Source organism: Kitasatospora sp. NPDC097605 (genome assembly GCF_040302725.1).
Classification (GTDB): domain Bacteria; phylum Actinomycetota; class Actinomycetes; order Streptomycetales; family Streptomycetaceae; genus Kitasatospora.
Map to the genome: position 1 here is coordinate 45,168 of NZ_JBEOSF010000025.1, position 20,731 is coordinate 65,898.

The 20,731-nt window shown below is 71.9% G+C and carries 17 protein-coding genes and 1 riboswitch; of the genes, 6 read left to right on the plus strand and 11 right to left on the minus strand.

Features of this window, described 5'->3' with window-relative positions; genetic code table 11:
- Positions 1-126: 126 nt before the first annotated feature.
- The 5 genes from ABTX81_RS25770 to ABTX81_RS25790 form a co-directional block, all read right to left on the minus strand.
- The gene (locus ABTX81_RS25770) at positions 127-1,422 is read right to left on the minus strand and encodes an extracellular solute-binding protein (protein WP_502892861.1); all 1,296 of its coding nucleotides are present in this window, start codon (positions 1,420-1,422) and stop codon (positions 127-129) included.
- A 444-nt stretch (positions 1,423-1,866) separates the two neighbouring features.
- Positions 1,867-3,420, minus strand: coding sequence for a glycoside hydrolase family 3 protein (locus ABTX81_RS25775; RefSeq protein WP_350549778.1), 1,554 nt, complete (start codon positions 3,418-3,420; stop codon positions 1,867-1,869).
- Positions 3,421-3,426: 6 nt separating this feature from the next.
- Entirely contained in the window at positions 3,427-4,254 is an 828-nt protein-coding gene (locus ABTX81_RS25780) for a carbohydrate ABC transporter permease (RefSeq protein ID WP_350549781.1), read from the minus strand.
- Positions 4,251-5,279 (minus strand): carbohydrate ABC transporter permease, encoded by a 1,029-nt coding sequence (locus ABTX81_RS25785; protein ID WP_502892855.1) that lies wholly within the window; start codon positions 5,277-5,279, stop codon positions 4,251-4,253. Before ABTX81_RS25785 ends, ABTX81_RS25780 begins: the two co-directional genes overlap by 4 nt.
- A gap of 90 nt (positions 5,280-5,369) precedes the next feature.
- Positions 5,370-6,659, minus strand: coding sequence for an extracellular solute-binding protein (locus ABTX81_RS25790; RefSeq protein WP_350549784.1), 1,290 nt, complete (start codon positions 6,657-6,659; stop codon positions 5,370-5,372).
- Positions 6,660-6,995: 336 nt separating this feature from the next.
- Between ABTX81_RS25790 and ABTX81_RS25795 the strand changes: the two genes are divergently transcribed.
- The 4 genes from ABTX81_RS25795 (at position 6,996) to ABTX81_RS25810 (ending at position 10,954) form a co-directional block, all read left to right on the plus strand.
- Complete coding sequence (locus ABTX81_RS25795) at positions 6,996-7,787, plus strand: GntR family transcriptional regulator (protein ID WP_350549787.1); 792 nt, start codon at positions 6,996-6,998, stop codon at positions 7,785-7,787.
- Between the two features lie 292 nt (positions 7,788-8,079).
- Entirely contained in the window at positions 8,080-8,361 is a 282-nt protein-coding gene (locus ABTX81_RS25800; RefSeq protein ID WP_350549790.1) for a DUF3311 domain-containing protein, read from the plus strand.
- 59 nt (positions 8,362-8,420) lie between these two features.
- A complete protein-coding gene (mctP, locus tag ABTX81_RS25805; protein WP_502892862.1) occupies positions 8,421-9,971 on the plus strand; it encodes a monocarboxylate uptake permease MctP in 1,551 nt (516 codons plus the stop codon).
- Between the two features lie 167 nt (positions 9,972-10,138).
- Positions 10,139-10,954: a histidine phosphatase family protein gene (locus ABTX81_RS25810; RefSeq protein ID WP_350549795.1), complete on the plus strand. Its 816-nt coding sequence runs from the start codon at positions 10,139-10,141 to the stop codon at positions 10,952-10,954.
- A 22-nt stretch (positions 10,955-10,976) separates the two neighbouring features.
- Here ABTX81_RS25810 and ABTX81_RS25815 read toward each other — a convergent pair whose 3' ends face one another.
- Positions 10,977-11,948, minus strand: a complete 972-nt coding sequence (locus ABTX81_RS25815) for a helix-turn-helix domain-containing protein (protein WP_350549798.1) — start codon at positions 11,946-11,948, stop codon at positions 10,977-10,979.
- A 93-nt stretch (positions 11,949-12,041) separates the two neighbouring features.
- Between ABTX81_RS25815 and ABTX81_RS25820 the strand changes: the two genes are divergently transcribed.
- On the plus strand, positions 12,042-12,422 hold the full coding sequence (locus ABTX81_RS25820) for a hypothetical protein (protein WP_350549801.1): 381 nt from the start codon (positions 12,042-12,044) through the stop codon (positions 12,420-12,422).
- Complete coding sequence (locus tag ABTX81_RS25825; protein ID WP_350549804.1) at positions 12,365-12,859, plus strand: GNAT family N-acetyltransferase; 495 nt, start codon at positions 12,365-12,367, stop codon at positions 12,857-12,859. Before ABTX81_RS25820 ends, ABTX81_RS25825 begins: the two co-directional genes overlap by 58 nt.
- A gap of 4 nt (positions 12,860-12,863) precedes the next feature.
- Here ABTX81_RS25825 and ABTX81_RS25830 read toward each other — a convergent pair whose 3' ends face one another.
- From ABTX81_RS25830 to ABTX81_RS25850, 5 genes are all read right to left on the minus strand, one after another.
- Positions 12,864-14,555 carry a glycosyltransferase family 39 protein gene (locus tag ABTX81_RS25830; protein ID WP_350549807.1) on the minus strand — a complete coding sequence of 564 codons (1,692 nt, stop codon included), beginning with the start codon at positions 14,553-14,555 and terminating at the stop codon, positions 12,864-12,866.
- Positions 14,556-14,557: 2 nt separating this feature from the next.
- Positions 14,558-16,399, minus strand: a complete 1,842-nt coding sequence (locus tag ABTX81_RS25835; protein ID WP_350549810.1) for an ArnT family glycosyltransferase — start codon at positions 16,397-16,399, stop codon at positions 14,558-14,560.
- Positions 16,399-17,496 carry a glycoside hydrolase family 26 protein gene (locus ABTX81_RS25840; RefSeq protein WP_350549813.1) on the minus strand — a complete coding sequence of 366 codons (1,098 nt, stop codon included), beginning with the start codon at positions 17,494-17,496 and terminating at the stop codon, positions 16,399-16,401. Before ABTX81_RS25840 ends, ABTX81_RS25835 begins: the two co-directional genes overlap by 1 nt.
- Positions 17,493-19,010: a glycosyltransferase family 2 protein gene (locus ABTX81_RS25845; protein ID WP_350549815.1), complete on the minus strand. Its 1,518-nt coding sequence runs from the start codon at positions 19,008-19,010 to the stop codon at positions 17,493-17,495. The genes ABTX81_RS25840 and ABTX81_RS25845 overlap by 4 nt, the downstream gene beginning before the upstream one ends.
- Positions 19,011-19,229: 219 nt before the next feature.
- Complete coding sequence (locus ABTX81_RS25850) at positions 19,230-20,348, minus strand: hypothetical protein (protein WP_350549817.1); 1,119 nt, start codon at positions 20,346-20,348, stop codon at positions 19,230-19,232.
- A gap of 170 nt (positions 20,349-20,518) precedes the next feature.
- Positions 20,519-20,646: riboswitch (cobalamin riboswitch) on the plus strand.
- The last annotated feature ends 85 nt before the right edge of the window (positions 20,647-20,731 follow it).

Sequence of the window (20,731 nt, forward strand, 5' to 3'; positions counted from 1 at the left end):
CTACGGGGACCGCCCTGCCGGGGCACATCCGAGGAGGTGATCGGGGCAGGTCGGCGGGTCCGGGCGGGCGCGGAGCCCCTCCCGGCGGTGCGGGGAGGGGCTCCGGCGTCCCGGGGCGGGGTCGGCTCAGCCGGCCTTGTTGATCAGCGCGTCGATGGCGGCGTCCGCCTCCTTGGTGGCCTGGTCCACCGGCTTGCCGCGCAGGATGGCGGTCAGCATGTCGGGCAGGATCTTCTGCTTCTCCACCAGGCCCCAGCCGGGGGCCAGCGGGGTGAACCAGGCGTCCGGCACCGCGTTGGCCGCGGCGGCGGTGGCCGGCTTGTTCTTCAGCGGGTTCAGCTGGGTGAGGTTGTTCGGCAGGATGTCCTTGTCGGCCAGCGCCTGCTCGGACTTGGCGCTGGTGAACATCCGGACCCAGTCGGTGGCCAGTTCCGCGCTGGGCGACTTCGCGGTGACGGCGAGGGCCGAGCCGCCGATGAAGGTCGGCAGCGGCTTGCCGCCCGGGCCGGGCATGGTGGCGACCTTGACCGCGTCCTTGAGGCTCGGGTCACCGGTGACCGGGGCCACGACGCTGGCCGCCTCGTAGCCGTTGCCGTAGAAGGACGCCGCGTGGCCGCGGGCCATCGCCTCGTACTGGTTCTGCTCGTTGACCGCCTGGTCGCCCTTGTTGTACTTGCGCACCAGGTCGACGAAGTGGTTGATGCCCTGCTGGGACTTGGGGTCGCTCAGGGTGCCGTGCCAGGTGCCGCTGCTGTCGAAGCGGGCGATGGCGCCGCCGTACGCGGAGACGTAGCTCATCGCGGCGTACCAGTACGGGCCGGGCAGGTACATCGGGGAGAAGGTCCGGTCGGCCTTGTTCTTGTCCGCGATCTTGTCGAGCGCCGCACGCAGCTCGTCCTCGGTCTTGGGGAACTCGGCGCTGCCGGTGGCCTGCTGGAAGGCGGCCGAGTTGTAGATGGCGACCCGGGCGCCCGCGTAGTAGGGCACGCACCAGAGCTTGTCCTGGTAGGTGCAGGTGTTGGCGAGCGCCTTGATCCAGGTGTCGGAGTTGTCGAAGCTGGTGCGCTCCACCGGCAGCAGCGCGCCGGAGAGCACGTACTTCATGGTCTCGGTGTTGCCGAGCTCGACCACGTCCGGGGCGCCGCCGTCGGTGATCGCCTTGTCGAGCTTGGCCACCTTGTCGGCCCAGCCCTGGTAGGCGAGCTTGAGGGTCACCTTCGGGTACTTGGCGGCGAACTCGTCGTTGACCCGCTGGACGAGGTCCGGCCAGTTCTTCTGGGCGTCGTCCATCAGCCAGACCGTGACGGTGCCGGTCGCGGCCTTCGGGTCCGCCGAGGCGGTCTTGGCGCCGTCTGACGCCGAGCCACCCGAGGAACACGCCGTCAGTCCGGCGGCCAGCGCCATGATGCCGACCGTCGCCATGAACCGACGCTTTCTCACGCCATCCTCCGAGGGTGTTTTAGAGCTTGTGCCCGCCGGCGGCGCGCGGCGCCCGACGGAACGGTGTCCGGGGAGGGGCGGCGAAGAGCAGGGGTGGGCCAATACCACATCCGGCTGAATTGAAATTCGAACCGGATGGACTGGAGCCTGGCCTAGACCACAGTTGGTGTCAACGCCAAATGGCCTGGCGGCCAAGGCCGTTGCAGACCTGTTGTACCCCGTGGCGATCAGTCGCTCCGTGGTCACCCTAAGTAGAACTTAAGGCTGCCTTAAGGACGATTTGAGGGAACATCGTCATCTCGCGAAGCCGCAGGTCACACGGCGTTCACGGGACGCGGAACGCAGCGGGCCCGCCATGCGACATGCGCATGACGGGCCCGCTGGAACAGGTGCCTCCGGGCACCCGGTGTGACGTCCGACGAGGACTCAGCCGATCGCCCCCGGCTGCCCGGTGAGCACCTCGACCGCGGCCAGCCCGCAGACCCGGGCGGCGCCGTGGGTGGCGATGTACAGCGCGCCGACCGGCTCGGACTGCGGCAGGCCCATCTCGACCACCGCGGCGTCCGGACGGGCCGCCACCAGGCGGGCCAGCGCGGCCGTCATCCACTCGTGGCGGTGGGCGTCGCGGACCACCAGCACCAGGCGGCGGTCGGCGGCCTCGGCCAGCACCTCGGACACCACCGCGTCCAGCACGCCGGCCTCGGCGGCCTCGGAGCCGACCTCGCGGGTCCGGGTGCCCGGGAAGCGGTCGGCCAGCATGCCGGCCACGCCCCACGGGGTGACGTCGCCGACGGCGATGTTCGGCTCGGAGGAGAACGAGGCCACGAACGGGCGCTCGGTCACCGGCAGCACCTCCCGGCCCGGCGCGCGGACCACCCGCAGCGCCCGGCGGGCCGCCCGCAGGCCGACCGCGAGGTCCGCCTCCGGCCGCTCGCCCTGGGCCGCGATCCGGGCCCAGCTGCCGAGCGCGCGCACCCGGGCGGCCGCGTCGGCGAGCCGCTCCTCCGGGAGCCGGCCGGACTGCACGCCCGCCACGATGGCGTCGCGCAGCATCAGCACGGTGTCCTCGTCGGCCAGGCCGCCGCCCACGCAGATCGCGTCCGCGCCGGCCGCCAGGGCCAGCACGGTGCCCTCGCCCATGCCGAAGGTGTCGGCGATGGCGCCCATCTCGATCGCGTCGCTGACGATCAGGCCCTGGTAGCCCAGGCCGCCGTCCTCGGGGGCCGCGCGCAGCAGGTCGCGCAGCACGGCCGGGCTGAGCGTGGCGGGCAGCTTGGGGTCGAGCGCCGGGATCATGATGTGGGCCGTCATCACGGCCTTGGTGCCGGCGGCGATCGCGGCCTGGAACGGGATCAGGTCGCGGGCGCGCAGCACGTCCAGGTCGACGTCGATGACCGGCAGGCCGTGGTGCGAGTCGACCGCGGTGTCGCCGTGGCCCGGGAAGTGCTTGGAGCAGGCCGCGACACCGGCCGACTGCAGGCCCTCCACCCAGGCGGCGGTGTGCCGGGCGCACAGCTCCGGGTCGGCGCCGAAGGAGCGCACGCCGATGACCGGGTTGCGCGGGTTGGAGTTGACGTCCGCGGTGGGCGCCCAGTTGTAGTTGACGCCGGCGGCGGCCAGCGCGCGGCCCAGCTCGCGGGCGACGTCACGGGTCAGCGCCGGGTCGTCGATGGCGCCGAGGGCGAGGTTGCCCGGCCAGGACGAGCCGGAGCCCGCCTCCAGCCGGGTGACGTCACCGGACTCCTCGTCGATGGCGATCAGCAGGTCGGGGTTCTCGGCCCGCAGCGCGGCCGTGAGCGCGGCGAGCTGGCCGAGGTCGGCCACGTTGCGGTCGAACAGCGCGACCGAGCCCAGACCGGCCGCCAGGTGGCGTCGCAGCCACTCCGGCGGCTCGGTGCCGACGAAGCCGGGCTGCAGGACGGTCAGCGCGTCGCGGTGCAGCTGGTCCGAGGCCGGGAGGGTGGGAATGAGGATGCTCACGGGGGATCAGCCCTTCACGGCGCCGTCGGTGAGGCCACCGACCGCCTTGCGCTGCAGGAAGACGAACAGGATCAGCACCGGGAGGGCGAACAGCGTCGACGCCGCCATCGTGGCGCCCCAGTCGTTGCCGAAGGCGGTCTGGAAGGAGGACAGCCACAGCGGCAGGGTCTGGCCGTCGGTCTTGTTGATGATCAGGACGAGGGGGAACTCGTTCCAGGCCGTGATGAAGCCGAACAGCGAGGTGGACATCAGGCCCGGCGCCAGCAGCGGGAAGATCACCTTCACGAAGGCCTGGGTGCGGGTGCAGCCGTCCACCATCGCCGACTCCTCCAGCTCCTTCGGCACCGCGGCGATGAAGCCGCGCAGCGTCCAGATGGTGAAGGGCAGCACCATCATCATGTAGAAGGCGGTGAGCGGGACGAGGCTGTTCAGCATGTCGTTGTCGCGGGAGATCAGGTAGACCGCGATGGTCATGACCTCCCAGGGCGCCATCTGGGCGGCCATGATGACCAGGACGAAGGTCTTGCGGCCGCGGAACTTCATCCGGGCGATGGCGAAGGACGCCAGGGTGGCGATCACCAGCGAGATGGCCACCGCGAGCACGGTGACGATGAAGCTGTTGGCGGTGTACGTCCAGAACTTCGGGACGTTGACCGCGGTCTTGAAGTGCTCCAGGGTCGCGTCGAACGGGACGAACACCGGCGTCGCGCTGACGATGTCCTTCGTCGGCTTGAAGGCCGTGCTGATCATCCAGTAGACGGGGAACACGAAGAAGACGAAGAGGACGACCGCGATGACGTTCGGCCAGGTGCGTCCGATGAGCGAGCGCCTCACAGCTCGTCCTCCTGCTTCAGAATGATCCGGAAGTAGTACGCCATCAGGACGCCCAGGATCAGGATGGTGAGCACCGCGATCGCGGCACCGGTGCCGTAGTGCTGGCGGCCGGAGCCCTCGAGGAAGGCGTGGATCGGCAGCGTGCGGGTGAGCCCGTCGGGGCCGCCGGCCTTGATCGCGTAGATCTGGGTGAACGCCTTGAAGATCCAGATGACCTCGAGGAACGTCGTGGCCAGGAAGAAGGGCTTCAGGTTGGGGAACATCACCGAGGTGAAGATCTTGACCGGGCCGGCGCCGTCCATCCGGGCGGCCTCGTAGAGCTCCTTCGGGATGGTGGTCAGCGCCGCGTACATGTTGAACGCCACGAACGGGATCGAGCCCCAGACCAGCAGCAGGAGGATCACGAAGAAGGTCGAGTACTGGGTGCTGGTCCAGTTGTAGGCGGCCATCGAGTGCCAGCCCAGGGCGTCCAGGATCCAGTTCACGACGCCGAAGCGGGCCTCGAACAGCCAGGTGTAGACGGTGGTCGAGGCGACCACCGGCATCGCCCAGGCGAGCAGCAGGCCGATCGACAGCAGCAGCCGCATCTTCTTGCCGAGCCGGTTGAGCAGCAGGCCGACCAGCGCGCCGCCCACCATGATCAGGAAGACGTTGAGCGCGGTGAACGCGACGGACCGGCCGGTGACCGACCAGAACTCCGGGTCGGACAGCTGCTCGGTGTAGTTCTCGAAGCCGTTCCACTCGGTCAGGTGCTGGACGAGCTGGCGCGCGTTCAGGTTCTGGAACGACACCAGGACGGTCTTCAGCAGGGGCCAGCCCAGCAGGCCCAAGGTGGCCAGGGTGGCCGGCAGGAGCAGCAGGTACGGCGCGAACCGGGAGCCGAGGCTCCGGCCGTCCGCCGGTCTGGTGCTCTTCTTCGGGGTGCCGGAGCCGCCACCGCGTGCGGCACCCGTCTCAATAGTGGCCACAGCAGCCTTCCCTGAATCCGGGGACTGTGTCTGCACCCGCTCCGAATGCACAGCCATCGTTCTCTCTTCCTAACAACCCGACCACGACGGACAGGCGCCGCTCACCGGCTCCCCGCCGGGAGCCGGTGAGCGACGCCGCTCGACTGCTTACTGCTTGGCGTTCAGGCGCTTGGCGATCTCTTCGTCCGCCTTCTTGGCCGCGGCGTTGTAGTCGCCGGTCAGGGCCCCGGTCAGGAACTCCTTGATCGGGTTCGGGTCGTTCTCCACGGCCGCCCAGTTCGGGGTGGTCGGGGTGATGCCACCGACACCGGAGGCCAGCTTCGCGGCGGAGGCGAAGTCGCCGACGACCTTGTCGTTGAGCGAGGCCTTGTTCGGGATGAGACCCGCGGCGGCGACGGCGCCCTCGTTCTTGTCGTTCAGGGCGATCTTCAGGAAGTCCTTGGCCATGTCGGTGTTCTTGCTGGCCTGGGCGATGGCCAGGTTGGAGCCACCGAGGAACACGCCGGAGGGCTTGTCGGCGGTCTTGCCCGGGAGCGGGAAGAAGCCGATCTTGTCCTTGGCCATGGCCTTCTCGTCCGGGAGCTCCCAGCCGAGGCCGATGATCGCACCGACGTTGCCCGCGCCGAAGACGTCCTTCTGCTGCGGCTTGGCCTCGTCCTTGTCCTTGAGACCCGTGGTCGAGAAGCTCTGGATCTTCTTGTAGGTCTCGAAGGCCTTCTGCGCCTCAGGGCTGGACAGGCCGCCGACCCACTTGTCGCCCTCCTTCTTCGCCAGCTTGCCACCCTCGCTGGTGAGCAGGCCGAAGTAGACGTACCACTCCTGGCCCGGCATGTAGAGCGGGTCGACGACGCCCTCGGTGGCCTTGAGCTTCTCGAGGGAGGTGTAGAACTCCTCCAGGGTCTTCGGGGTGGCGGTCAGGCCGGCCTTGGCCCACAGGTCCTTGTTGTAGGAGACCACGCGGTTGGTGACGAACCACGGGGCGGCGTACTGCTTGCCGTCCAGGATCGCGGACTCGCTCTGGTTGGCGGCCCAGTCGGCACCGCCGATGGCGGCCTTGTCCTTGGTGATGTCCAGCAGGCCACCGGTGGCGGCGTAGCCGGCGGTCTGGGTGTTGCCGACCTCCAGGACGTCGACGGAGCCCTCGGACAGCGCGGCGGTGACCTTGGGGCCGATGCCGGTCCATTCCTGGATCTGGTACTCGACCTTGGAGCCCGGGTAGGTGGTCTCGAACTCGGTCTTGACCGCCTCGTCCCAGCCCTTGGGGGCGGAGCCGGACATCAGCCACACCTTGAGCGTCTTGCCGTTGTACTTACCGGCGGCAGCGGACGAGTTGCCCGACGCGTTCGTGTTCTCGTCCTTCTTGGCGTCCGAGCCGCAGGCCGCGAGACCAACAACCATGGCCGCGACGCCGACCGCCGCGATGAGCTGACGCTTCACGCCATCCTCCTGAGGGATGCCTTGGTTACCCCCGTCGGGTGGCAGCGGCATACCCACACACAGTGGGAGGAATGGTGCCGCGGACTCCATCGAACGGGTGGGGGGATTCATAGTGACCGGCCTAGTGGTGTAGACCAGATGCCTGGAGCTTGGCCTAGACCAATGGGCCTGTCAACGGCTGTTCGTCCGATCCGGACCACCCGTTATCAAGCCGACACCGCACATCGTTCATCGCGTGATGAGGTATTCGTTCCGTAGCCATACATGCAACGATGTGAGCCGTTAATGATGTGGTGGGGCTTCGCGAGAGCTCTGCGAGAAGTGGAGACAGGTCCGATGAGCAGCGACGGGGGCAGCACGGCCCAGGTCAACGACCCCCAGGCGAGGAATCCCGCCCCCCAGGGCGGCACGGACCCGACCGCCCGGGTGCCGAAGTACTACGGCCTCAAGCGCCATCTGCTGCAGCTTACCGAGACCCAGCCCGCCGGTACCCCGGTCCCCCCGGAGCGCGCGCTGGCGGCGCAGTTCGACACCTCCCGCACCACGGTCCGCCAGGCCCTGCAGGAGCTCGTCGTCGAGGGGCGGCTGGAGCGCATCCAGGGCAAGGGCACCTTCGTCGCCAAGCCCAAGGTGGCCCAGGCCCTCCAGCTCACCTCCTACACCGAGGACATGCGGGCCCAGGGCCTGGAGCCCACCTCCCGGCTGATCGAGATCGGCTACATCTCCGCCGACGACCGGCTGGCCCCGCTGCTGGACATCAAGCCCGGCGGCCGGGTGCTGCGGATCGAGCGCCTGCGGCTGGCCAACGGCGACCCGATGGCCATCGAGGTGGCCCACCTGTCCGCCAAGCGCTTCCCGGCCCTGCGCCGCAATCTGGCCAAGCACAACTCGCTGTACACCGCGCTGCGCGAGGTCTACGGGGTGACCGTGGCCGAGGCCGAGGAGACCATCGAGACCACCCTCGCCAACCCCCGCGAGGCCGGGCTGCTCGGCTCCGACCTCGGCCTGCCGATGCTCCAGCTCTCCCGGCACTCCTTCGACCCGGACGGGGACCCGGTCGAGTGGGTGCGCTCCATCTACCGCGGCGACCGCTACAAGTTCATCACCCGGCTCAAGCGGCCGGAGTAGTCCGACCCGGCGCGTCCGCGCTTCCGGGCCCCGGCGTGCGAGTGGCGCGCGCCGGGGCCCGTCGCGTTCCCCCGGCGCGCGGAGGATCCGGATGGCGGGAAGTTGTCCCGGATCCAGTGACACGGATCACCCGATGCTCTAGATTCCGCATCCGTACTGACTGCCGATCACCAGTGGTGCTGCTCGGCGGACTCACGGGGGCGCGCGATTCCCCGGGGGTTGCGGCGCCGGCGAGGTGAGCCCTCCGAAGCGGAGCCGAACCATGTCGTCAGACCTCACCGACCGACCTGTCATGCCCGAGCCAGACGAGCCCGGGGGCCGCGGCCTCCCGGCGATCACCCCCGAGCGGGTCCTGGCCGCGCTCGCCCTGCTGGTGCCGATCGTCGCGATGCTCTGGGTGGGCTCGTACGACAAGCCCGACCCCGAAGTGGGCGGCGTCCCCTTCTTCTACTGGTACCAGCTGCTCTGGGTGCCGGTCTCGGCCGTCTTCACGGTCGCCGCCTACCTGCTGATCACCCGGGACGAGAAGGCCCGCCGGGCCGCCCGGGCGCGGAAGGCGGGTGGCGCCCGGTGAACGGGGTCAACGTGCCCGCGCTGACGGTGTTCGTCCTCTTCTTCGCACTGGTCACCGTGATGGGCTTCCTCGCCTCCCGGTGGCGGCGCGCCGACGACGCGCTCCACCTCGACGAGTGGGGGCTCGGCGGGCGCAGCTTCGGGACGTGGATCACCTGGTTCCTGCTCGGTGGCGACCTCTACACCGCGTACACCTTCGTCGCCGTCCCCGCCGCGGTCTACGCGACCGGCGCCGCGGGCTTCTTCGCCGTCCCCTACACGATCATCGCCTACCCGCTGGTCTTCCTCTTCCTCCCCCGGCTCTGGTCGGTCTCGCGGGTGCACGGCTACGTCACCCCGGCCGACTTCGTACGCGGGCGCTACGGCTCCCGGCCGCTGTCGCTGGTGGTCGCGCTCACCGGCATCCTCGCCACCATGCCGTACATCGCGCTCCAGCTGGTCGGCATCCAGGCGGTGCTGGACGTGCTGGGCGTCGGCGGCGGCGAGAGCGCCAACTGGTTCGTCAAGGACCTGCCGCTGTTCATCGCCTTCGGCGTGCTCGCCGCGTACACCTACTCCTCGGGGCTGCGCGCGCCGGCGCTGATCGCCTTCGTCAAGGACACCCTGGTCTATCTGGTGATCATCGTCGCGGTGATCTACATCCCGATCCGGCTCGGCGGCTACGGCCACATCTTCGACGCGGTCGGCGAGCGGTTCAGCGCCCCCAAGTCGGCCGGCTCGCTCACCCTGCCGGAGAACAAGCAGTGGACGTACGCCACGCTGGCGCTCGGCTCGGCGATGGCCCTGTTCCTCTACCCGCACTCGGTGACCGGCGTGCTGGCCAGCAAGTCCCGCAACACGGTGCGCCGGAACATGGCGATCATGCCCGCGTACTCGCTGATGCTGGGGCTGCTGGCACTGCTCGGCTTCATGGCGATCGCGGCCGGGATCGGCAAGGGCGACAAGAACTTCAACACCCAGCTCTCGGTGCCGCAGCTGTTCGAGAACATGTTCCCCGACTGGTTCACCGGCGTCGCCTTCGCGGCGATCGGCATCGGCGCGCTGGTGCCGGCGGCGATCATGTCCATCGCGGCGGCGAACCTGTTCACCCGCAACGTCTACAAGGAGTACCTGAGGCCCTCCGCCACCCCGGCCGACGAGACCCGGATCGCCAAGCTGGTCTCGCTGCTGGTCAAGGTCGGCGCGCTGGTCTTCGTGCTCGGCATGGACAAGCAGGCGGCGATCAACCTCCAGCTGCTCGGCGGCCTGTGGATCCTGCAGACCTTCGTCTCGATCGTCGGCGGCCTGTTCACCCGCTGGTTCCACCACTGGGCGCTGCTCGCCGGCTGGGCGGCCGGCATGGTCTACGGCACCTGGGAGGCCTACGGGATCGCCAGCCCCAAGACCAAGCACTTCGGCGGGAACGCCGCCGAGATCCCCGGCATCGGCGAGATCGGCTACATCGGGCTCACCGCCTTCGTCCTCAACCTGCTGGTCTCGGTGGCGCTCACGCTGGTCCTGCGCGCTGTCAAGGCGCCGGACGGTCCGGACGAGACCCGGCCGGGTGACTACAGCGCCGAGGGCGGCGACGAGGAGCCCGAGGACGCGCCGGAGCCCGTGGCGGCGCACTGATACGCCCCACGCGCCCTGTGGTCGCGCCGTCTCCTCCGTCAACACTGGAGGGGGCGGCGCGATCATATGTATGAACAGCCGTGTGCATGGGGCACCACACTCAGGGCACCAACCAGACCGGACCGGCAACCGGCCGGCAACTGATCGACCCACGGGGAGCGGCGGCAATGGCAGAACTCGGCACCACCCGCAACGGCCAGCACCACACCGACGGACGGCACCGGCCGACCGCCCCGCACCGGACCGCCGGCGCCCTCGCGCCCGGCGCGGCCGTCGGGGCGCCCCCCGTCCCCTCCGTCCTGATCGCCACCCGCCACGGCGAGTCCACCGCCAACGTCGAGTTCCAGCTCGCCGAGGCGGCCGGCGCGCTCAGCGTGCCGATCAGCAGCCGGGACGCGGACATCCCGCTCTCCCTGCACGGCCAGCAGCAGGCCCACGCGCTCGGCCGCTGGTGGGCCGGCCTGCCCAGCGCCGACCGGCCGCGCAGCGTCTGGTGCTCGCCCTACGTGCGCACCGCCGAGACCGCCCGGATCGCGCTCGCCCAGGCCGCCGGCCTCGGCGCCGTCCCGGTCTCGCTGGCCGTCCGCTACGACGAGCGGCTGCGCGACCGCGAGCTCGGCATCCTGGAGATGCTGCCCAAGGCCGCCATCGAGACCGGGCACCCCGGGGAGGCCGCCCGGCGGCGGAAGATGGGCGAGCTGTACTACCGCCCGCCCGGCGGCGAGTCCTGGGCCGATGTGGCGCTGCGGGTGCGCAGCGTGCTGCGCGACATCTGCGCGGAGGAGGCCGGGCGGCCGGTGCTGCTGGTCGCCCACGACTGCACGGTGCTGATGCTCCGCTACGTGCTGGACCGGCTCACCGAGGAACAGCTGACCGCGCTGGAGCCGGTGCGCAACTGCTCCGCGAGCGTCTGGCGGGCCGAGGGCGGCCGGCTGCGGCCGGACCGGTGGAACCAGACCGGGCACCTGGAGGACACCGACTGAGCGTCCCCCGGGGCGCCGGGGCTCAGACCCGGGTGGCGACCGCCGCGGCGGGCTCGGCGAAGCAGCGGCGGTAGGCCAGCGGCGTGGTGCCCAGCCGGCGGCCGAAGTGGTGGCGCAGGGTGGCCGCGTTGCCGAAGCCGCAGCGGGCGGCGATGGCGTCCACCGGCTCGGTGGTCGACTCCAGCAGCCGCTGGGCGAGCAGCAGCCGCTGCCCGATCAGCCAGCGGTGCGGGGTGGTGCCGGTCTCCTGGTGGAAGCGCCGGGCGAAGGTGCGCGGCGACATGTGGACCCGGGCGGCCAGCTGCTCGACGGTCGACTCCTCGTCCAGGTGGTGGCGCATCCAGTCGAGCAGCGGGGCCAGCGACTCACCGTCGCCCTCCGGCAGCGGCCGGTGCACGAACTGGGCCTGCCCGCCCTCCCGGTGCGGCGCCACCACCATCCGCCGGGCGATCCCCCGGGCCACCTCGGCGCCCTGCGCCTTGCGCACCAGGTGCAGGCAGGCGTCGATGCCGGCCGCCGTGCCGGCGGAGGTGATCACCGGGTCGTCGTCCACGTAGAGGACGTCCGGCTCGACGGTGGTCCTCGGATGGCGGGCGGCCAGTTCGGTGGTGTACCGCCAGTGCGTGGTGGCCCGGCGGCCGTCCAGCAGCCCGGCGGCACCGAGCACGAAGGCCCCGCTGCAGATGGACAGCGCCCGGGCGCCGCCCTCGACGGCCGCCCGCAGCGCCTCCAGCAGCGGCTCCGGGTAGTCGCCGCGCAGCGAGGAGGCGGTGACCACCACCAGGTCGGCGGCGGCGAGCCGTTCGGGACCGTGCGGGACGTCGATGGCGAAGCCGGCGTGGGTGCGGTGCGGGCCCGGACGGGCGCCGGCGATCGCGAAGTCGTACGCGGGCAGCCCGTCCTCGCTCCGGTCCAGCCCGAACACCTCGCAGGCGACGCCGAGTTCGAAGGGGTGGATGTCCTCCATGACGACGGCCACGACGTTCTTCAGCATGCCGCCAGGGTAGCCCGCCCGCTGGCAGTTTTTCGAGGTGATCGGGCATTCCTGCCACTCGCCCCGGACCTGCGCCGCCGGGAGAGTGGAGCCATGGATTCCGACACGCTCGCCAGCGCACTCGCCCTGCTCGGGGCCGTCGGCGGCTTCGGCCTGCTCGGCGGTCTGATCGGACGCGAGGTGGCGCGGCAGAAGGCCACCGGACGCGACAACTGGCACCGTCCGGGCGGCTACCCCGAGGACCCCGCGCTGCCCGACCGGCTCTACGGCACCCTGCCCGCCGCCTCGCTCCGTCCGTCCGCCGACCCCGCCGCCGTCCGTACCACCGTGACCGCCGCCGTGACCGCTCCCGTCGCCGAAGCGGAGGCCCGCACCCCGCTCAGCGCCGTACCGCGCGATTCCGGCACACTGACCGGATGGACATCGTCATCCGCCCGGCCCGCGCCGAGGAGTTCGAGGAAGCCGGCCGCATAACCGTCGAGGCCTTCGTCGGCGACGGCTTCACCTCGCCCGAGGGCGCGTACGTGCACCGGCTGCGCGACGCGGCCACCCGGGCCGCCGAGGCCGAACTCCTGGTCGCGGTGGACGCGGCCGACGGGACGGTCCTCGGCACCGTCACCTTCGCGGTCGGCGGCACCGCGTGGGCGGACATCGCCACCCCCGCGGAGGGCGAGATCCGGATGCTCGCCACCGCCCCGGCCGCCCGCGGACGGGGCGCCGGCGAGGCCCTGGTGCGCGCCGCGCTCGCCCGCAGCCGCGAACTGGGCCTGGCCGGCATGGCGTTCTCCACCCAGCGGGAGATGACCACCGCGCACCGGATCTACGAGCGGGTGGGCTTCCGCCGCGCCCCGCAGCGGGACTGGTCACCGGTCCCGGGCGTCGACCTGATGGTCTACAGCCTGGCCTTCTGACCGCTCACCCGGCCTTGCGCTCCAGCAGCACCAGGCGCAGATGGGGCAGCTTCTCGGTGCGGACCGGGCGGAAGCCGTTCAGCTCCTTGGCCACCTTGTCGGTGACGGCGCCGAACGGCCGGCGGTCGTCGCCGGCCACCAGCAGCCAGACCCGCCGGGTGCCGGCCAGGCAGCGGGCCGGCTCCTCGCACTCCAGCGCGCCGAAGCTGCCGGCCTGCTCGGCGGAGACCCGCTGCAGCACGTCCGCGGGCGCCGGGCGCCCCCGCAGCTCGTAGGCCAGCGAGCGGCGCAGCGAGCTGCCCGGCTCGTACACCACGCCGTCGCCCGGGCGCAGGTCCCCGGTGATCAGCCGGGCGGCGGCCCGGGCGTCCGCCTCGCCGGCCAGGTCGTCGCGGACGGTGGCCTGGGCGGGCCAGGCGAGCACGGCGGCCAGCGCGACGGCGGCCACCAGCGGGGCCGGGCCGGCCACCCAGCGCGGCGGCGTCCCGGAGGCCGTGAACCGGGCGACCAGGCCGGGCAGCCGCCCGACCGCCTCGGCGCCCAGCAGGGCCCAGGCGGGCACCGTGAAGAGCAGGTAGCGAGCGAGGAACAGGTGCAGCCAGTGCGCCGTCCCCAGGGTCAGCAGCACCGGCAGCAGCGCCCAGCAGATCAGCGGGCCGGCGCCCTGCTGGCGCAGCACCAGCAGGCTCGCCGCACCCAGCACGCCCACCACCAGCAGGGTCCAGCCGAACGCGGCGGACCCGGCCAGGTCGGTGACCAGCGTGCCGAGGTCGTCCCAGTCCCGCTCGTTCCAGGCGATCTGCCCGCTCTGCCCGGCGCCGAGCAGCAGCAGCGGGCTCAGCAGCAGCACCGCGCCCGCCGAGGCCAGCGCCCACCGGCCGGGCAGCACCCAGCGGGCGCCGCCGTCGTCCGGCGCGGCCGGTGTGCGGCGGAACTCGCGGGCCACCAGCAGCAGGTGGCCGGGCAGCACCATCAGGGTCACCACATGGGTCAGCCCCATGGCGACGACGGTCAGCCCGTAGCCGGCCCACAGGAGCACGGCGGTGCGCGGCGCGGCCGGCACCGGCCCGGGGCGCTCCTGGACCAGCCGGGCGAGCAGCAGGGTGCTGCCGACCGCCGCCAGCACGGCGAAGGCGTACGGCCGGGCGTCCTGGCCGTACCAGGTGATCGCGGGGCAGACGGCGAACAGCAGGCCGCCGAGCAGCCCGGCCCGCGGCGAGAGCAGGCGCCTGCCGAGCAGGGCCACGCAGCCGGCGGCGGCGGCCATGGCGAGCGCCGAGGGCAGCCGCAGGGCTGCCTCGGAGTCGCCGGCGACCGCGATCCACAGGTGCAGCAGCACGTAGTAGGGCGCCAGCACCAGGTCCATGTTCCCGAGCAGCGCGCCGAGGTCGGACCAGGACAGGGTGGCCGCCCACCAGGAGGCGTGCTCGTCCCGCCAGAGCTGGCGGTCCCCGATGCCGTAGAGGCAGAGCGCCAGGGTGAGCAGCACCGGCGGCAGGGCGACGCCCAGCGTGGCGCGCCACGGCGGGGCCTGCTCGTCGGTGTCGGGCACGGCCTGCGGCCGCACGGCGGCGCCCGGCGGCACCGCCGGGGCGGGCGGCGCGGCCGGCACGGGCGGGAACGGGGGCTTCGGCGGGTGGCCCGGCTCCGGCGGCAGGTTCGCCGGGCCGTCCGCCGCCTGGATCGGGGTGGTCATCGCTACTGTTTGACCCAGATCCGGTAGTACCCGGTTCCACCGACGTGTGTGAAGGGAATGCGTCCGAGCAGCCGGTAGTGCGGGCTCCGGGCGATCGCCTCGGCCACCACCCGGTCGGTGTCCGGGGTGGCGACGCCGTCGAGCACCACGAGGTCGAACCAGCCGTCGGCGATCGCGGTCCGGTAGCCGTCGTCGCCGGTGTGCAGCGCGCCCGCCCCGTCGACGTACCCGATGCCGTAGGTGGACGTCCACTGGCTCTGCAGCGTCAGGTCGCTGGTGTAGTAGACCGGGACGTTGTCCGCCGAGGCGAGGTAGCGGCCGGTGCTGGTGACGTGCTGGCGCACCACCTCGGTCATCCGGGTGGAGTCGGGCCAGGTGTCGAACCGCCAGGTCGACTGGCTCAGCCCGAGGGCGAGCGTCACCACCCAGAGCAGGATGCCCAGTTGCGGGTGGCGGAAGTGCGGGCCGACCAGCCGGGCCAGGCCGATGCCGGCCATCGGCGCGGCGAACAGCAGGCCGAAGCCGAGGTGCTTGTACAGCGCCACCGAGGTGTTGAGGTGCACCTGGTAGGCCGGGGCGAGCAGCGCGGTACCGGTCAGCAGCAGGCCGAGCAGGATCCGCCGGCGCCGGCCGGGGCCGGTCATCGTGCGCACCAGCGGCGACTCGTTCATCCGCCCGCGCAGCGCGTACGACACCGCGCCGCCGACCGCGGTGACGAACATCAGGCCGCCGAACTCCACGCACTGGCGTGCGAGTTCGGTCCAGGGCTCGGTGCCGTGCGCGCGCTGGGTGGTGGTCGCCTGCACGCCCTTGAGGACGTCCGTGAAGGTCATCCCCAGCCAGAGCAGGCCGCCCGCGCCGACCGCCAGCAGCACGCCGCGCAGCAGCGGCTGGCGGTTCTTGTCCCGCCGCCCGGTCAGCACCGCCAGCAGCACCAGGCTGGGCAGGTAGAGCGCCGAGGCGTACTTCAGCCCGACCGCCAGCACCGCGAACGGCGCGGCGAGCAGCACGGCGAACGCGGGCGCCCGGTCGGTGCGCACCACGATCCAGATCGCCAGCGCGAGCAGCAGCACCGCCGGGGCGTCGTAGGTGGCGAAGAAGCCGAGCACCACGGTCGACTGGGTCACCGCGAACATCGCCGCGGCGCCGAGCGCCACCCGCTCGTTGAACAGGCGCCGGGTGAAGCCGTAGAGCAGCGCGGTCGAGCCCAGCATGCAGAACAGGCTGAACAGCCGGACGCCGAGCATGCCGAAGTGGTTCTCCAGCACCGCGGCCGCGATCGGGTACAGGGTCGGCGCGCCGGAGAAGTAGGTGTTGTAGTCCTTCGGCAGGGGGGTGTCGTAGAGCCAGTGCGAGAGCTGCGCGTGCCCGGCGTACATGTAGAGCGCCTCGTCCTGGAACGCGGTGTTCGACAGCCGGACGGACATCGCGGTCTGGATCAGCAGGATGCCCAGCAGCAGAGCGCGGCTGATCCACGAGCGGCGGCGGCCGGAGTCGAGCGTCCAGCTGGCCTCGGGCACCGGCGGCAGGGTGTAGCCGGGGCCCTCGGGCCGGTCGCGGTCGGAGCCGTCCGGGCCGTCGGGGTCGGGCAGGCGGCCGTCGGGCAGGCCGCCGTCGGCCGGGGCCTCCTCGGCCGGGCCGCCGCCCTCCGGGCCGCCGACGCCCGGCTCGTCCTCGTCGGGGTCGTCGTCGCCCGGGTGGTCGGTGAACCGCACACCGCCCCCGGGCCGTTCCTCCTGCTGCGGCGAGGAGTGGCGGCTCTCGAACCACGAGCCGCCGGTGTCGGGCACCCGGACCGGCGCGTCCTCGGCGAGGGGGTTGCGGGGCGTGGGGATGGACGTCATCAGGGGCTCTTCACATCGAAGCTGTAGCGGCCGTCGGACACCGCCTGCTTGAAGGCGTTCTGGGACTGCGGGTCACCCTCGATCCGCCAGTCGACCTCCTTGTTGAGGTTGAACCAGATGAAGCCCAGGCAGTCCGGACGCTTGATCACGTTCGCGGCGAGGTTGTAGATGTCGGACACCTTGCGGGTGCCCGGTTCGGAGCCCGTCTCGGCGATGATCCACGGCTTGTCGGTGAAGGTGCGGATCTGGTTGAGGGTGGGCGTGTAGAGGGTGTCGAAGGTGCCGGCTTCCAGGTGGGTGTAGTAGGCGACGATGCCCACCCAGTCGACGTAGGTGTCGCCGGGGTAGTACGGCTTGAGCGCCACCGTCGGCACCGGGTTGATGCTGTTCGGGCTCCAGACCCAGATCACCTGGCCGACGCCGAGCTGGGTGAAGACGTCGTGCAGGTGCTGGTAGGCGGCGACGAAGTCGGCCGCCGTGGTGGTCTTGGTGCCCCAGTCGTACCAGGTGCCGTTGAACTCGTGGGCGAAGCTGATCGCGACCGGCACATTGGTGTTGCGGACGGCCGCCGCGTAGCGCTTGACGTAGTCGTCGTGCTTGCCGGCCGCGATGTCGGCCAGCGGCGTCTTGTAGGGCTCCCAGGCGATGAACGGCAGCGCGCCGCCCTGCCACGCGTTGGTCACGCCCTTGACGTCGTACTCGTCGCCCCAGCCCGAGTAGTACTCGACGATGTTCGGCCGCTTGCCGATCCGTCCGGCGAACTCGTCGACGCCGGCCATCGAGGCCGGGGCGCCGTCGACGGCCACGCCCAGGTACTTCTTGGCCGGCTTGAGCAGCGGGCGGACGTCGTAGGGCAGCGCGGCGTCGGGGGTGGCGGTCCGCGTCGGCGCCGCCGGGGTGGCGCCGGCGGTGCCGCTCGCGGTGGCCCCGGCGGACGGCGCGGCGCTGGGGCCGGCCGCCGCCGCGGGGCCCAGCGGCTCCTGGGCGAGCAGGTCGCAGGCGGCCAGCGGCAGCACCAGCAGGGCCGCCGCGAGGGCGCGGAACAGGGCGGCACGCGCCCGGCGGCCGGCGCCGGCGGTGCGGGTGGGGAGGCTCATGCCACGGCGTCCTGGGATCGGGGCTGGATGAGGATGCGGCCGACCGTCACCGCGTAGAACAGGCCCGAGGAGAGCACCAGGGCGAAGTCCAGCGGGTACAGCGTGAACATCCGGTAGACCGCCGCGACCACCCAGGTCAGCGCGGTGCCCCCGCCCCAGACGACGACGCCGGTCCAGAACCGGCGCTGCCGGTTCTTGGCCTTGTTGGAGCCGGTCGGCTGCCAGCCGCGCTGGCGGCCCCGGACCAGGTCCCAGACCGCGAAGAAGTGCGCCCAGCCGTACATCATCCGGCCCGCCCAGGCCTCCAGCCGGTACGGCGCCCGGTGCCAGAGCGGGAAGATCACGGTGGCGTACACCAGGCTGGGCAGGACCAGGACCAGGTGCTGGACCTGCAGCAGGTCCGGCCGCCAGAGCAGCAGCATGATCGGCAGCATCGGCAGCGCGAAGGTCAGCAGCGCGGTGTGGATGTAGTAGAGGAACCCGGAGACGTAGCAGAGCCGGGTGGTGAAGTCGAGCTTGGTGTGCCAGAACTTGCGGCTGGTCATCAGTGACATCGAGCCCATGCACCAGCGGTACTGCTGGTTCTGGAACGCCGCGGCGTTGTCCGGGCAGACGCCGGTGGACAGGGCCACGGGTATGTACTGCAGGTCCCAGCCCAGGGCCCGCAGGTCGAAGCCGGTGTGCACGTCCTCGGAGTGGGCGATCAGCGTGGTGCCGCCGTTCTCCACCAGCGCGGCCCGCCGGTAGACCGCGCAGCTGCCGACGCAGATCGCGCCGTCGTTGCGCTGCCGGGCGACCTGCACCGAGCGGTAGAAGAGCTCCTGGATGGCGCCGGCGCCGCGCTCGACCCAGTTCTGCGAGTCCAGCACCCGGAAGAACTGCGGGGACTGCACGATGCCCAGCTTCGGGTCCCGGCGCAGGTACGGCAGCACCTCGTGCAGCAGGTCGTGCCGGGGCGCGAAGTCGGCGTCAAGGATCAGGATGAACTCGCCGTCCGAGCGGCCGAAGCCGTAGTGCAGGTTGCCGGCCTTCTTGAACCAGCCGCGGTTCTCCCGCACGCCGTAGCGGAAGCCGAAGTCCGCGGCCATCGCCTCGACCTCGGGGCTCGCCGCGTCGTCCAGCACGTACGGCATGACCAGGCCCGGGTAGTGCTCGGCCATCTTCCGCACATACGTCCAGGTGTTGTGCAGCACCTCGATCGGCTCGCCGCAGACCGGCAGGAACACGTCCACCGTCGGGTACTCGGCGGGGTTCCACTGCCGGACCAGCCGGCGGTGCTCCTTGACGTCGAAGTTGGGCGTGAAGCTGTTCACGCGCAGCGACACCACGTAGTAGACGACCGTGAAGAAGAGGAACGGCACGCAGAGCCAGAACCACGACCCGAGGGAGTACAGCTCCGCCTGACTGACCACCAGGCAACCGAAGCTCACCATCGAACAGAGCGTCAGCACCCACTGGTGGCGGATGGTGTAGCTGTACTTCTCCTGCGAAGTGGGCGGTGCCGGCAGCAGCATCGCCGGAACGGGCTCGCCCGTTCCGCGTCTGCGGCCCGCCGCTCTGCGCCGTCTGCTGGTCGCATTGACGGCAGCGCTCACCGCGCGGTACCTCCTGCTCGCTGATTCCCCGTCCGGGCGGCCGCGGGGGGCGCGTCAACGCATCCCACCCCCGAGGGCGGTCATCCTATCCGACCGCCCCTGGCCGCCCTTCGCGGGCCGTTCCCTCCCGCCCGGCGGTCAGCCGGTGCGGGTTCCGCGACCCAGCAGGACGTCCTTGGTGCGCCCCGCGAGCGGGCCGGCGGCGGCCGCCGCGAGCTGGTCGCTCTGGTCCGCGCCCTGCTTCAGCGAGCCGGCCACCGTGAAGTAGCCGAAGCGGCCGATCGAGGCGTGCGTCTCGGCGCAGCCCGACTTGTCGGTCACGCAGAACATCGCGACACCGGTGCCGGACAGACCCTGGATCAGGCCCGCGTGACGGCCGATCGCCCGGTCCGCGCCCGCCTTGTTGTCGAAGACCGCGACGCCGACCGTGACGGCGCTCTCGCCGTTGACGTACGTCGCGCGGACCAGCGAACGGCAGGTGTCGTCGCCGAGCGCGAGGCCGAGCCCGCCGGTGGTCGCCTTGGAGCAGGGAGCGGTCGAACCGGTCACCTGACGGGTCCACACCTTGCCGTCGACGGTCCGGGTCTGATCCGGGAACAGCGTCGCCGCGTCGACCGGCAGCTTGTCGGTGGCGGCGTCGGAGATGACCGCCAGCGCCTGCTCGGTGGGCGTGGCCGTGACGGACGGGCTGCCGGCCGTGGACGTGCCCGCGTTCGGCTTCGGGTCGTCGCCCTTGTCCCGGCCGTTGATCCACACCCCGGCCCCGACGACGCCACCGACCAGGACGGCGGCCGCGACCACCGCGCCGATCCACAGCCGCTTGCGGCGGCGCGAATCGGTGGCGTGGCGGTCCGCCATCGCGTTCCAGTCCGGCTCGTTCGGGGACGGCTGCGGCGTCAGCGGCGGCGGCTGGGCGCCCTGCTGGGGCCATTGGGCGAACGGGGCCGGCGGCTGCGGCGGCCCGGGCTGCGGCGGCACCGGCTGCGGCGGCCCGGGCTGGGGTCCGCCCTGCGGCCCCGGCTGCGGGTACGGCACCGCGCCGGACGGCAGGTGCGGCGCCACCGGCGGCTGGGCCTGCGGCGGCACCCCCGCCCCCGGCTGGACGTACGGCGTCGCAGGCGGCCCGAAACCGCCGGGCGGCGGCACCGGCGGCTGCCCCGGCTGCGGCGCCTGACCCGGCGTGCCAGGCTGCTGACCCTGCTCCGGCGGCACGGCCCGACTGGCCCACTCCCCCGGAGCGCCCGTTCCCTCGCTCATGTGCCGAGATCGTAGGGCATGCACCGTACGAGGGACCGTTCCGGTGACCAATCCGTTTCAGAACAGGGGCCCGCCACGGCCACCCGCGGCCCCGCCCCGGTACCACCGGTCATCGGAGCAACACGCCACGCTGCACAACATGTGGTGTCGCATCGAGCAAGCACCACTAGATGTATGCTCACTCCTGCTGTCGACGCAGGGGAACCCGGTGCGAGTCCGGGACTGCCCCGCAGCGGTGTGCGGCCGCCTCCCCAGGTGCGCCACGAGTCCGAGTACCTGCCGACGGCGTGCCGACGCCTCCCCGCAGAGGCCATGGCACCAGCACCACCTTCCGGGCCTCGCGGGCGGGCCGGGGACGACACGCGCGCGACGCCTCAGGGCCC